The sequence below is a fragment of the Rhizobium sp. A22-96 genome, assembly GCF_053521805.1.
On the sequence record NZ_JBNWDQ010000002.1, the window covers coordinates 1098372 to 1112496 of the forward strand.

The 14125-nt window shown below is 60.1% G+C and carries 8 protein-coding genes; all 8 read left to right on the forward strand.

Going from position 1 to position 14125, the window contains the following annotated elements; genetic code table 11:
- The first annotated feature begins 8 nt into the window (after window positions 1-8).
- The 8 genes from ACQZ6F_RS11815 to ACQZ6F_RS11850 all read left to right on the forward strand — a co-directional run bounded on the left by ACQZ6F_RS11815 (window position 9) and on the right by ACQZ6F_RS11850 (window position 14021).
- Window positions 9-2426, forward strand: coding sequence for a circularly permuted type 2 ATP-grasp protein (locus ACQZ6F_RS11815; protein WP_449091715.1), 2418 nt, complete (start codon window positions 9-11; stop codon window positions 2424-2426).
- A 4-nt stretch (window positions 2427-2430) separates the two neighbouring features.
- Entirely contained in the window at window positions 2431-3309 is an 879-nt protein-coding gene (locus ACQZ6F_RS11820; protein WP_449091714.1) for a transglutaminase family protein, read from the forward strand.
- Window positions 3310-3444: 135 nt separating this feature from the next.
- Complete coding sequence (locus ACQZ6F_RS11825; protein WP_449091713.1) at window positions 3445-4689, forward strand: vWA domain-containing protein; 1245 nt, start codon at window positions 3445-3447, stop codon at window positions 4687-4689.
- A gap of 297 nt (window positions 4690-4986) precedes the next feature.
- The gene (locus tag ACQZ6F_RS11830) at window positions 4987-7449 is read left to right on the forward strand and encodes a glycogen/starch/alpha-glucan phosphorylase (RefSeq protein ID WP_449091712.1); all 2463 of its coding nucleotides are present in this window, start codon (window positions 4987-4989) and stop codon (window positions 7447-7449) included.
- Window positions 7446-9653 (forward strand): 1,4-alpha-glucan branching protein GlgB, encoded by a 2208-nt coding sequence (gene glgB, locus ACQZ6F_RS11835; RefSeq protein WP_077469432.1) that lies wholly within the window; start codon window positions 7446-7448, stop codon window positions 9651-9653. The genes ACQZ6F_RS11830 and glgB overlap by 4 nt, the downstream gene beginning before the upstream one ends.
- A gap of 26 nt (window positions 9654-9679) precedes the next feature.
- Window positions 9680-10942 (forward strand): glucose-1-phosphate adenylyltransferase, encoded by a 1263-nt coding sequence (gene glgC, locus ACQZ6F_RS11840; RefSeq protein WP_068400045.1) that lies wholly within the window; start codon window positions 9680-9682, stop codon window positions 10940-10942.
- Between the two features lie 3 nt (window positions 10943-10945).
- A complete protein-coding gene (gene glgA / locus ACQZ6F_RS11845; RefSeq protein WP_449091711.1) occupies window positions 10946-12388 on the forward strand; it encodes a glycogen synthase GlgA in 1443 nt (480 codons plus the stop codon).
- A gap of 4 nt (window positions 12389-12392) precedes the next feature.
- Entirely contained in the window at window positions 12393-14021 is a 1629-nt protein-coding gene (locus ACQZ6F_RS11850; RefSeq protein ID WP_449091710.1) for an alpha-D-glucose phosphate-specific phosphoglucomutase, read from the forward strand.
- Window positions 14022-14125: the final 104 nt, after the last annotated feature.

The following is a 14125-nucleotide window of genomic DNA, read 5'->3' on the forward strand; positions in this document are numbered from 1 at the left end:
GAATATGCATGGTTAGAAAACCGGCAGCGGAACGGCGAAGTGAAGTAAAGGCTGGCATCGGCAACGATCCGGCCTTTGCCTATAGCGCCCTGCCTGGTGTTGCCGATGAAATGGTCGACAATGCAGGTGCCGTGCGCCCGGTCTGGCAAAAGCTCCTGTCGGCATTGTCCCACATGTCGGAACAGGAACTGACCGAACGCTTCGCCCGCGCCGATCGCTACCTGCGCGATGCCGGCGTTTTCTATCGCGCCTATGGCGCAACCGGCGTCAGCGAGCGCAACTGGCCCATCTCGCACATCCCTGTCCTCATCGATGAGCGCGAATGGCAAAACCTCTCCGAAGGCCTGCAACAGCGCGCCGATCTGCTTGAAGAGGTCATGGCCGACATCTATGGCGACAGCCGGCTTGTCAACGAAGGCCTGCTGCCGCCAGCCTTGATCGCCGGCAATCCGGAATTCCTGCGGCCGCTGGTCGGCGTCAAGCCCGCAAATGGCCACTATCTGCATTTCCTCGCCTTCGAGATCGGCCGCGGACCGGATGGCAACTGGTGGGTCCTCGCCGACCGTGCCCAGGCGCCGTCAGGCGCCGGCTTTGCGCTCGAAACCCGCGTCGCCACGACGCGCGCCTTCTCCGACATCTATGCCGAAACCCGGGTGCACCGCCTCGCCTCCTTCTTCGGAGCCTTTCGTGACGCGCTTCTGGGTGGCAAGCGTGGCGGCGAAGGACGCGTTGCCGTCCTGACGCCTGGCCCGGCCAACGAAACCTATTACGAGCACGCCTATATCGCCCGCTACCTTGGCTTCATGCTGCTCGAGGGCGAGGATATCACCGTCGTCAATAACCAGCTGATGGTGCGAACCGTTGCCGGATTGCGGCCGATCAGCGTGCTCTGGCGGCGCCTCGATGCCTCCTACGCCGACCCGCTGGAGCTCAACCAGCACTCCCATATCGGCACGCCGGGCCTGGTGGAGGCGCTGCGGGCCCAGACCGTCAGTATCGTCAACGCTCTCGGTTCCGGCATTCTGGAAACCCGTGCCCTGCTCGCCTTCATGCCGACCATCTGTCGGCATCTGCGCGGCGAGGAACTGAAGCTGCCGTCGATCGCCACCTGGTGGTGCGGACAGAAGAGCGAGCGCGAGCATGTCGCCGCCAATATCGAGAAGATGGTGATCGGCCCCGCCTATTCCTGCATGCCCTTCTTCGATGACAGCGGCCAATCAGTGCTGGGCTCGACGCTGCGCAGCACTGCCCGCGATTCAATTTCGGACTGGCTGACAACCGACGGCCACAAGCTGGTCGGCCAGGAAGTCGTCACCCTTTCGACAACGCCGGCCTGGGTCAACGGCAAGCTGATGCCACGGCCGATGAGCTTGCGCGTCTTTGCCGCCCGCACGGAAAGCGGCTGGAAGATCATGCCCGGCGGCTTTGCCCGTATCGGCAGCGGCGACGATGTCGCCGCCATCGCCATGCAGTCGGGCGGCTCAGCCGCCGATGTCTGGATCGTCTCCGACAAGCCCGTGGAAGCGCATACGCTGCTGCCCGCCGAAGAGACCTTTACCCGCAATATGCCCGGCAGCCTGCCGAGCCGCGCCGCCGACAATCTGTTCTGGCTCGGCCGCTATATCGAGCGGGCCGAAGGGGCGCTGCGCATTCTGCGCGCCTGGCACGGCCGCTTCGCCGAAGCCGCCGATCCGAGCCAGCCGCTGCTCGCCGACGTCAGCGCCTATCTTGCCGGCATCGACATAGACATCGAGAAGGCCGTACCGGAAAGCCTGCTGCGCAACATCGATAGCGCCGTTTACTCGGCCAGCAACATTCGCGACCGCTTTTCGCCCGACGGCTGGCTGGCCTTGACGGACCTCGCCAAGACCGCCCGCCGCTTCAAGGAAAACGTCAAGCATGGGGATGACGCCAGCCATGCCATGACGATCCTGTTGCGCAAGCTCGCGGGCTTTGCCGGCCTCGTGCACGAAAACATGTATCGCTTCACCGGCTGGCGTTTCCTGTCGCTCGGCCGCTATATCGAACGCGGGCTGCATATGACGCGGCTTCTCGGACACATGTCCGGCCCCGAGGCGCCCGATGGCGCGCTCGATATGCTGCTCGAAATCGGCGACAGCGTCATGACCCATCGCCGCCGCTACAACGTCAATACAGCGCGCTTGACGGTGACCGACCTCCTGGCGCTTGACCCCCTTAACCCGCGCTCAATCCTCTTCCAGATGAACGAGATCCATCGCGAAGTGGAGCAACTGCCGAACGCCTTCGTCAACGGCCAGATGTCGCCCTTCTATCGGGAAGCCATGCGGCTGCATTCGGGCCTCGCCGTCATGACGCCGGAGACGATGACCGGCGAAGTCTATCAGCGGCTGGAGCGTGAGCTGGAGCGGCTCTCCGATCTGCTCGCCCGCACCTATCTCGGATGATGTGATGCTCTACGACCTGTCGCTGCACATGGGTTACACCTACGACGCGCCGGCCAGCGGCGCGCGCCACATCCTGCGTATTCTGCCGCTGTCGCTCACCAACCGCCAGCGACTGGTCGCCGGTTCCCTGAAGATCACGCCGCATCCGAACGAACAATCGAATTTCACCGATTTCTTCCAGCACCCCGCGACGTCGATCCTGGTGCGCAACCCGCATGAGAAGCTTGATATCCGCATGCAGGCGCGTGTGCAGGTGGAGAGCCAGCCCATCGCCGCCGATTTCTCGCCCTTGCTTGCGGAATTGCCTGACGAGATCAATAGCTGCTGGTCGATCGACCCCTCCTCCCCGCATCATTTCCTCGGCAGCAGCCCTCGCCTGCCGGAGACGAGCGAAATCGCCGAATACGGCAGGCAGTGGAAGACGACGAAGCTGACGACGATACAGATCGCCCATGCCGTCTGCGCGCGGATCCACAAGGATTTCGTTTACGACGCGAAGGCGACGACCGTCGACACGACGCCCAAGGAGGCATTCCGCCTGAAGCGCGGCGTGTGCCAGGATTTCTCGCATGTGATGATCATCGCGCTGCGCAGCCTCGGCATTCCGGCCGGCTATGTCAGCGGCTTCCTGCGCACCATCCCGCCGCCCGGCAAGGAACGATTGGAAGGTGCCGACGCCATGCATGCCTGGGTGCGCGTCTGGTGCGGAGAAACCGCCGGCTGGATCGAACTTGACCCCACCAACAACATTCCCGCCGGCACCGATCACATCGTCGTTGCCTATGGCCGCGATTATTCCGATGTTGCACCCGTTATTGGTGTGTTGAAAGGTTATGGTAACCAAAAAACCGTGCAAGCCGTAGATGTTATTCCACTAATATAGTATAAGTCGAAATAAGAATGAGACTAATCCGATAGTTTTTTAAAATTTGAACCACAACTTAAACGTTTGACTAATATTTATAGCCGATAGTCCCGCCAATTATTGAGAACTTCAACTCTCCATCAGGCGGACATGATGATCACCGGTTCGGATATACTTTATATCTTTAAAAGACTGTCGCGTGATAGGGCCGGAAATTTCGGTATTATAACGGCACTTTCCATCCCGGTACTAGCTGTAGCGGGTGGCGTTGCTGTAGATGTCACGAACATGTCGCTGACACGCAGCCAGCTCCAGGAATCGACTGATGCCGCCGCGCTCGCCACTGCAACAGCACTTGTCGACGGTGGTGCGACCACCACGACCGCAAAAGATCTCGGCAACAATTTTGTGCTCGGTCAGATGTCCAACTATCTTGGCGGAGATGCGAACGCCACGAATTCGCTTAAGGCGGGAACTAGCACGACGGTGACGAAGACGACCGATTCCTCTGGGAATACAGGTTATACGGTCGTTGTGAACGCATCCTATTCAATGCCCGTCAACAGCATGACCCGCTTGACCGGCCAGAGTTCGATGAACATTTCCGCGTCAAGCACCTCGACCAGCGGAAAAACTTCTGAAACCCAGAAGAATGCTTTGTCGATGTATTTCGTACTGGATCGCTCTGGGTCCATGGACGAAGCCACCGATACCGTTAACGCCCAGCAACCAACAACAACATATACTTATAGTTGCCTTAAAACGAATAAAAACGGCAAACAGGTGTGGAGTACTTGTACCGGTACTCAACCGAACTACTACACCAAAATGGAATCGCTGAAGATTGCGACGTCCAATCTGTCCGCGCAACTAAACAGCGCCGACCCCAACATGATGTATGTCCGCACGGGCGCAGACTCCTACAATAACGTCGCCCAGACGGCCACGGCGCTGCAGTGGGGCACGAGCGCCGTCGTTACATATGTCAACAACCTGACATCAAGCGGCTCCACAAACTCGGCCCCCGCTTTTACGGCCGCAGTCGACGCGTTGACGAAACCATCTACAACGGCCGGACTGACAAATGAGCAGCTTCAGCACAAGACGAAGAGTGGCGTCACAAATCCGAGCATGTACATCGTCTTTATGACCGATGGCGACAACAACGTAGCAAATGCCGACACAGATACCAAAACTCAGTGCGACAAGGCGCGTAGCAATGGTATCCACGTGTATACGATTGCCTTTATGGCCCCATCGAATGGCCAGGCATTGCTAAAATACTGCGCCACTTCTGCTTCTGACTACTTCACGCCACAGAGCGCGGCGGATCTTTTCAAGGCGTTTACGGTAATCGCCACGGAAACATCCAAGCAGATGACGCTCCTAACGAAGTGACCTCGTCTGGACCCCACACCAAGCAACCATAAATAGCCGTCAAAATAAAAGCCGCGCGAAACGAGTATCGCGCGGCTTTTATTTTTCATCAATTCGCGAATAAGAGCCTGAAACATCATCGGAATCAAGTCTTTTCCCGCGAATGGGAAACGTTTGGCGGCTATTTTCGCATCTGCCCAACTCGCATATTGCAACTGCTTTACATCAGTGCGTAAACTGATAGTGAAACGGAAAGGAAATTTGATTTATTGGGCATAACACTCTGAATATAAATCACAAATGGCGAGAGTTGATAGTATGAATAATTTGACGAAGGCCGATCTCCCCGTTCCCGCCCCGCGCATTTCCCGCCCCGAAATCCTTGCGGAAGAAATCATCGAGCGCCTGACCTATCGCATCGGCAAGGATGCGAAAGTGGCCAAGCCACACGATTGGCTGACGGCAACGATCCTCGTCATTCGCCACCGCGTTATCGACAGATGGATGGAATCCACCCGCCGGGTCTACGAGACCGGCGCCAAGCGCGTATACTATCTATCGCTCGAATTCCTGATCGGCCGCCTGATGCGCGACGCCGTCTCCAATCTCGGCTTGATGGAAGAAATCACCAACGCCCTGGCCTCGCTCGGTGTCGACGTTCGCGTCATCGCCGGGCTCGAGCCGGACGCAGCACTCGGCAATGGAGGCCTCGGCCGCCTCGCCGCCTGTTTCATGGAATCCATGGCGACCGTCGATGTGCCGGCCTACGGCTATGGCATTCGCTACGTGCACGGCCTGTTCCGGCAGCAGATGGCCGATGGCTGGCAGGTGGAACTGCCGGAAACCTGGCTTGCACACGGCAACCCTTGGGAATTCGAACGCCAGGAAAGCGCCTACGAAATCGGCTTTGGCGGCGCCGTCGAGACGGCAAGCAGCCATGACGACCAACCCCGCTATGTGTGGAAGCCGGCGGAACGCGTTATCGCCGCCGCATTCGACACGCCCGTCGTCGGCTGGCGCGGCAAGCGCGTCAACACGCTACGTCTCTGGTCGGCACAGCCGATCGATCCGATCCTGCTCGATGCCTTCAACGCGGGCGACCACATCGGCGCGTTGCGCGAAAGCAACAAGGCGGAGAGCCTGACGCGCGTCCTCTATCCGGCAGACGGAACCCCCGCCGGCCAGGAGCTGCGCCTGCGCCAGGAATTCTTCTTCTCCTCAGCGTCGCTGCAGGACATTATTCGCCGCCATCTCCAGCAGTATGACGACCTGACCAACCTCGCCGACAAGGTCGCGATCCAGCTGAACGACACCCATCCGGCTGTCTCCGTCGCTGAAATGATGCGCCTGCTAGTCGATGTCCACGGCCTCGAGTTCGACAAGGCCTGGAACATCACCCGCGAGACCTTCGGTTATACGAACCATACGCTGCTGCCGGAAGCGCTCGAAAGCTGGCCGGTGCCGCTGTTCGAACGGCTGCTGCCGCGCCATATGCAGATCATCTACGCCATCAACGCCAAGATTCTGGTCGAAGCCCGCAAGGCCCGCAATTTCAGCGATACGGAAATCCGCTCTATTTCCCTGATCGACGAAAACGGCGACCGGCGCGTGCGCATGGGCAATCTCGCCTTTGTCGGTTCGCACTCGATCAACGGCGTATCGGCGCTGCACACCGACCTGATGAAGGTCACCGTCTTTGCCGACCTGCACAAGCTCTATCCGGATCGCATCAACAACAAGACGAACGGCATCACGCCGCGCCGCTGGCTGATGCAGTGCAATCCGGGCCTGACCAGCCTTATCCGCGAAGCAATCGGCGACGAGTTTCTCGACGATGCCGAAAAGCTGAAGCCGCTCGACAAATTCGCTCACGACAGCGCCTTCCAGGAGAAGTTTGCCGCGGTCAAACGCGCCAACAAGGTGCAGCTGTCCAATCTCGTTGCGAGCCGGATGGGCATCAAGCTCGATCCGAATGCGATGTTCGACATTCAGATCAAGCGCATCCACGAATACAAGCGCCAGCTTCTCAACATCATCGAGACCGTGGCCCTCTACGATCAGATCCGTTCGCACCCCGAGCTGGACTGGCAACCGCGCGTCAAGCTCTTCGCCGGCAAGGCGGCGCCGAGCTATCACAATGCGAAGCTCATCATCAAGCTGATCAACGATGTCGCCCGCGTCATCAATAATGATCCGTCGGTGCGCGGCCTGCTGAAGGTCGTCTTCGTCCCGAACTACAATGTCTCTCTCGCCGAAGTCATGGTTCCGGCCGCCGATCTCTCCGAGCAGATCTCCACCGCCGGCATGGAAGCTTCCGGCACCGGCAACATGAAATTCGGCCTCAACGGCGCACTGACCATCGGCACGCTCGATGGCGCCAACGTCGAAATGCGCGACAATGTCGGCGAAGACAATATCGTCATCTTTGGTCTCAAGGCCGATGAAGTCGCCAGCCTGCGCAGCGACGGCCACGATCCCCGCGCCGTCATCGAACGCTCGCGCGAACTCGCCCAGGCGCTTTCCGCCATCGCTTCCGGCGTCTTCTCGCCGGACGATCGCAGCCGCTACGCCAACTTGATCGAGGGCATCTACAGCCACGACTGGTTCATGGTCGCCGCCGATTTCGATGCCTACGCCGCAGCTCAGCGCGAGGTCGATATCCTCTGGGCCAATCCCTCCGAATGGTATGCCAAGACGATCAACAACACTGCTCGCATGGGCTGGTTCTCCTCCGATCGGACGATCCGTCAATATGCCAAGGAAATCTGGAGAGCTGGATGAAAAAGCCGAAGAGACCCGCTGACGGCACAAGCTTGAGGGATATTTCGGCAGACGATATTGCTGCAATTCTCGCAGGCACACATTCCAACCCGTTTGCCGTGCTCGGCGTGCATCGAACGGATGACGGATTTGTGGCGCGCTGTTTCATTCTCGGTGCGGAAGCCGTGACCGCCCTGGCGCTCGACGGCTCCGTCATCGGCGAACTGGATTGCCTTGATCCGGCGGGTTTCTTTTCCGGCGATGTGAAGCTGAGCAAGCAGCAGCCGGTGCGCTATCGTGCCCGGCGCGGCGACGCCGAATGGGCGGTAACCGATCCCTACAGCTTCGGCCCGGTTCTCGGTCCGATGGACGACTATTTCGCCCGTCAGGGCACGCATCTGCGTCTGTTCGACAAGATGGGCGCCCATCCCCTGAAGCACGAAGGCGTCCAGGGCTTCCATTTCGCCGTCTGGGCGCCGAACGCCCAGCGCGTCTCGGTCGTCGGCGACTTCAACAACTGGGATGGCCGTCGGCATGTCATGCGCTACCGATCGGATTCCGGCATCTGGGAGATTTTCGCGCCGGATGTCCCGGCCGGTGTCGCCTACAAGTTCGAAATCCGTGGCAATGACGGCGTCGTGCTGCCGCTCAAGGCAGATCCCTTCGCCCGCCGCAGCGAGCTGCGCCCCAAAACCGCTTCCGTCACGGCAAACGAACTGACCCAGGTCTGGGAGGATGCAGCCCATCGCGAGCATTGGGCAAGCGTCGATCAGCGCCGCCAACCCATCAGCATCTACGAGGTTCATGCAGCCTCGTGGCAGCGTCGCGACGACGGCTCAATGCTCTCCTGGGATGAGCTCGCTTCGCGGCTGATCCCCTACTGCGTCGACATGGGCTTCACCCATATCGAATTTCTGCCGATCACCGAGCATCCCTATGATCCCTCCTGGGGCTATCAGACCACCGGTCTTTATGCTCCGACAGCCCGCTTCGGCGAACCGGAGGGTTTTGCCCGCTTCGTCAACGGCTGCCACAAAGTCGGCATCGGCGTCATTCTCGATTGGGTGCCGGCGCATTTCCCAACCGACGAGCACGGCCTGCGCTGGTTCGACGGCACCGCCCTCTACGAGCACGAAGACCCGCGCAAGGGCTTTCACCCCGACTGGAATACGGCGATCTATAATTTCGGCCGTACCGAGGTCCTCTCCTATCTGGAGAACAATGCACTCTTCTGGGCAGAAAAATACCACTTGGACGGTTTACGCGTCGATGCCGTCGCCTCCATGCTCTACCTCGATTATTCCCGCAAGCACGGCGAATGGATCCCCAACGAATATGGCGGCAACGAGAACCTCGAAGCTGTCCGCTTCCTCCAGTCGATGAACACCAGGGTCTATGGTGCTCATCCGGGCGTGATGACCATCGCCGAGGAATCCACCTCCTGGCCGAAAGTCTCGCAGCCCGTTCACGAAGGCGGCCTCGGCTTCGGCTTCAAGTGGAACATGGGCTTCATGCATGACACGCTGAGCTATCTCTCCCGCGAGGCCGTGCACCGCAAGTATCATCACAACGAGCTGACCTTCGGCCTGATCTACGCCTTCTCGGAAAACTTCGTGCTGCCGCTCTCCCATGACGAAGTGGTGCACGGCAAAGGATCGCTGATCGCCAAGATGGCCGGCGACGACTGGCAGAAATTCGCCAATCTGCGTGCCTATTATGCCTTCATGTGGGGCTATCCCGGCAAGAAACTGCTGTTCATGGGCCAGGAATTCGCGCAGTGGAGCGAATGGAGCGAAGAGCGCGCGCTGGACTGGAACCTGCTGCAATATCGCATGCATGAGGGCATGCGGCGCCTCGTGCGCGATCTCAACTTTACCTATCGCAGCAAGGCGGCCCTGCATGCGCGTGACTGTGAAGGTGAGGGCTTCGAGTGGCTCGTCGTCGACGATTTTGAAAATTCGGTCTTTGCCTGGCTGCGCAAGACGCCCGGTGAAAAACCGATTGCGGTCATCACCAATTTTACGCCAGTCTACCGTGAGAATTATACGTTGCGCTTGCCAGCTGAGGGGCGGTGGCGTGAAATACTGAACACCGATGCCGACATTTATGGCGGTAGCGGCAAGGGGAACGGCGGGCGTGTACAGGCCGTTAACGCCGGTGGAGGCATACAAGCGACAATAACGCTGCCCCCGCTGGCGACCATCATGCTCGAACCGGAATTTTGAGATCATTACGGACAGGGAGGAATAAAATGGTAGAAAAACGTTTCCAGCCGCTGGCACGCGACGCCATGGCCTACGTTCTTGCCGGGGGCCGAGGCAGCCGCCTGAAAGAATTGACCGACCGCCGTGCCAAGCCGGCCGTCTATTTCGGCGGCAAGACCCGCATTATCGATTTCGCCCTCTCCAACGCACTCAATTCCGGTATCCGCCGCATCGGTGTCGCCACCCAGTACAAGGCGCACTCGCTGATCCGCCACATGCAGCGCGGCTGGAACTTCTTCCGCCCTGAGCGAAACGAGAGTTTCGATATTCTGCCGGCTTCGCAGCGCGTGTCGGAAACGCAATGGTATGAAGGCACGGCAGACGCCGTCTACCAGAACATCGACATCATCGAGCCCTACGGCCCGGAGTACATGGTCATCCTCGCCGGCGACCACATCTACAAGATGGACTATGAGTGGATGCTGCAGCAGCACGTCGATTCCGGCGCGCAGGTCACCATCGGCTGCCTTGAAGTGCCGCGCATGGAAGCGGTCGGCTTCGGCGTCATGCATGTCAACGAGAAGGACGAGATTATCGATTTCGTCGAGAAGCCTGCTGATCCGCCCGGCATTCCCGGCAATCCGGATTTCGCGCTTGCCTCGATGGGCATCTATGTCTTCCACACCAAGTTCCTGATCGAATGCCTGAAGCGCGACGCAGCCGATCCGAATTCCAGCCGCGACTTCGGCAAGGACATCATCCCCTACATCGTCAAGAACGGCAAAGCCGTCGCGCACCGCTTCACGCAGTCCTGCGTCCGCTCGGATTTCGAGCGTGAGGCCTATTGGCGCGATGTCGGCACGATCGATGCCTACTGGCAGGCCAATATCGACCTGACCGCCGTGGTGCCGGAGCTCGACATCTACGACAAGTCCTGGCCGATCTGGACCTATGCGGAAATCAGCCCGCCGGCCAAGTTCGTTCATGACGACGAAGACCGCCGCGGTTCGGCCGTCTCCTCCGTCGTTGCCGGCGACTGCATCATTTCAGGCGCCAGCCTCTACAACAGCCTGCTGTTCACCGGCGTGCGCGCCAATTCCTACTCCAAGCTGGAGGGAGCCGTCGTGCTGCCGAGCGTCAAGGTCGGACGGCGCGCGCAGCTTAAGAACGTCGTCATCGACCATGGTGTCACCATTCCGGAGGGGCTGATCGTCGGCGAGGATCCGGAACTCGACGCCAAGCGCTGGCGCCGCACGGAAAGTGGCATCTGCCTGATCACGCAATCGATGATCGACAAGCTGGATTTGTAGCATATGAAGGTCCTCTCGGTTTCGTCCGAAGTCTTCCCTCTGATCAAGACAGGGGGGCTGGCCGATGTGGCCGGCGCCCTGCCCATCGCGCTGAAACCCTTCGGCGTCGAGACCAGGACCCTCATCCCAGGTTACCCGGCAGTCTTGAAGACGATCCGCGACCCTGTGATCCGTTTCGAATTCGCGGATCTGCTCGGCGAAAAGGCAACCGTACTGGAAGTCGAGCACGCCGGCATTTCCTTCCTCGTGCTGGACGCGCCGGCCTATTACAATCGCACCGGCGGACCCTATGTCGATGCGATGGGCAAGGATTATCCCGACAACTGGCGGCGTTTTGCCGCCTTGTCTTTGGCCGCGGCGGAAATCGCCGCCGGCCGCCTGCCCGGCTGGCAACCCGATCTGGTGCATGCGCATGACTGGCAGTCGGCCATGGTGCCGGTCTACATGCGCTACTCTCCGACGCCGGAGCTGCCGAGCGTCCTCACCATCCATAACATTGCCTTCCAGGGCCAGTTCGGCCCCGATATCTTCCCCGGCCTGCGCCTGCCCGCGCATGCCTTTTCCATGGAAGGCGTCGAATATTATGGCGATGTCGGCTTTCTCAAGGGCGGCTTGCAGACGGCTCATGCACTGACCACCGTCAGCCCGTCCTATGCCGAGGAGATCCTGACGCCGGAATTCGGCATGGGCCTCGAGGGCGTCATCGCCAGCCGGGCGAGCAGCCTGCACGGCATCGTCAACGGCATCGATGACGATGTCTGGAACCCAGCGACCGATCCGATGATCGCGCAGACCTATAGCGCCGCAACGCTGAAGGACCGCATCGTCAACCGCCAGCGGGTGACTGAACATTTCGGACTTGATAGCGATGACGGGCCGATCTTCTGCGTCGTCAGCCGCCTTACCTGGCAAAAGGGCATGGACCTCCTGGCCGGGATTGCCGGCGAGATCGTCCAGATGGGCGGCAAGCTTGCCATACTGGGCGCCGGCGACGCTGCGCTGGAAGGCGCGCTATTTGCCGCAGCCGGCCGCCATCGCGGCCGCATCGGTGTGTCGGCCGGCTATAACGAGCCGATGTCACATCTGATGCAGGCCGGCTGCGACGCGATTATCATCCCCTCGCGCTTCGAACCCTGTGGCCTCACGCAGCTTTATGGCTTACGCTATGGCTGCTTGCCGATCGTAGCCCGCACGGGCGGCCTCAATGATACCATTGTCGATGCCAACCACGCCGCGCTGCAGGCCAAGGTCGCAACCGGCATTCAGTTTTCGCCCGTCACCGCCGAGGGGCTGCTACAGGCAATGCGCCGAGCCATGCATCTTTTCCAGGATCGAAAGGTCTGGACGCAGATGCAAAAGCAGGGCATGAAATCCGACGTATCCTGGGGCAGGAGCGCAGAACGCTACGCCGCTCTCTACTCCAGTCTAGTCTCGAGAGGCGCTTAACCCGATGATTAAAACCGTATCCACCACCCCCTACGCGGATCAGAAACCCGGTACTTCCGGCCTGCGAAAGAAGGTTCCCGAATTCCAGCAGCCGAATTATGCGGAAAACTTCATCCAGTCGATTTTCGATTCGCTCGAAGGCTATCAGGGCAAGACCCTGGTCATCGGCGGCGACGGTCGTTACTACAATCGCGATGTCATCCAGAAGGCCATCAAGATGGCCGCCGCGAATGGCTTCGGCAAGGTGATGGTCGGCAAGGGCGGCATCCTCTCGACGCCCGCAGCCTCGAACATCATCCGTAAATACAAGGCTTTCGGCGGCATCATCCTGTCGGCCAGCCACAATCCCGGCGGCCCGACCGAAGACTTCGGCATCAAGTACAATATCGGCAATGGCGGTCCGGCTCCGGAAAAGATCACGGATGCCATCTTCGAACGCTCCAAGGTCATCGACAGCTATAAGATCGCCGATTTCCCGGACATCAATCTCGACCGCATCGCGCGCGAAGATGTCGGCGGCATGATCGTTTCGGTCATCGATCCCGTCGAAGACTATGCGTCCCTGATGGAAGAGCTGTTTGATTTCGGCGCCATCCGCAACCTGATCAGCCTCGGCTTCCGCCTCAACTTCGATGCGATGAGCGCCGTCACAGGCCCTTACGCCAAGGAAATCTTCGAGATCCGCCTCGGGGCGCCCGACGGCTCCGTGCGCAACTTCCTGCCGCTGCCCGACTTCGGCGGCCACCACCCCGATCCCAATCTCGTCTACTGCAAGGAGCTTTACGACGAGATGATGGGTGACGATGCGCCCGATTTCGGCGCGGCATCCGACGGCGACGGCGACCGCAACCTGATCATCGGCAAAGGCATCTACGTCACGCCGTCGGACAGTCTGGCGATTCTGGCCGCCAACGCCAACCTAGCGCCCGGCTATTCGCACGGCATCGCCGGCATTGCCCGCTCCATGCCGACCAGCGGCGCTGCCGACCGCGTCGCCGAAAAGCGCGGCATCGGCATGTACGAGACGCCGACCGGCTGGAAATTCTTCGGCAACCTGCTCGATGCCGGCATGGCGACGATCTGCGGCGAAGAAAGCTCCGGCACGGGCTCGAACCACGTCCGCGAAAAGGACGGCCTCTGGGCCGTGCTGCTCTGGCTCAACATTCTCGCAGTACGTGGCGAAAGCGTGATCGACATCGTCACGCAGCATTGGGCCACCTACGGCCGCAACTATTATTCCCGCCACGACTATGAAGGCGTCGACACCGATGCCGCCAACGGCCTGATTGCGGCACTGCGCGAAAAGCTGCCGACGCTGCCGGGCACGAAATTTGGCGATCTCACCGTTTCCGCCGCCGATGACTTCGCCTATCACGATCCGGTCGACAAATCCGTCAGCCAGCATCAGGGGATCCGCATCCTGTTCGAGGGCGGCTCCCGCGTCGTCTTCCGCCTCTCCGGCACCGGCACGACGGGCGCGACGTTGCGCGTCTACATCGAGCGCTACGAACCCGATTCCACCCGCCACAATATCGAGACACAGGAAGCGCTTGCCGACCTCATCACCGCAGCCCAGGATATCGCCGATATCAAGGGCCGCACCGGCCGCGCCGAGCCGACGGTTATTACCTAACGGCAAATTCAGTACGGTCCCCCTCACCCTGCCCTCTCCCCGAGGGGAGAGGGGGATTGCGGCTTAAACATCTTCTCCCCTCGGGGAGAAGGTGGATTTCGGTG

Coding starts and splice junctions, on each gene's coding strand:
- ACQZ6F_RS11815 (WP_449091715.1), top strand. CDS start 9: ATGGTTAGAAAACCGGCAGCGGAACGGCGAAGTGAAGTAAAGGCTGGC.
- ACQZ6F_RS11820 (WP_449091714.1), top strand. CDS start 2,431: ATGCTCTACGACCTGTCGCTGCACATGGGTTACACCTACGACGCGCCG.
- ACQZ6F_RS11825 (WP_449091713.1), top strand. CDS start 3,445: ATGATCACCGGTTCGGATATACTTTATATCTTTAAAAGACTGTCGCGT.
- ACQZ6F_RS11830 (WP_449091712.1), top strand. CDS start 4,987: ATGAATAATTTGACGAAGGCCGATCTCCCCGTTCCCGCCCCGCGCATT.
- glgB (WP_077469432.1), top strand. CDS start 7,446: ATGAAAAAGCCGAAGAGACCCGCTGACGGCACAAGCTTGAGGGATATT.
- glgC (WP_068400045.1), top strand. CDS start 9,680: ATGGTAGAAAAACGTTTCCAGCCGCTGGCACGCGACGCCATGGCCTAC.
- glgA (WP_449091711.1), top strand. CDS start 10,946: ATGAAGGTCCTCTCGGTTTCGTCCGAAGTCTTCCCTCTGATCAAGACA.
- ACQZ6F_RS11850 (WP_449091710.1), top strand. CDS start 12,393: ATGATTAAAACCGTATCCACCACCCCCTACGCGGATCAGAAACCCGGT.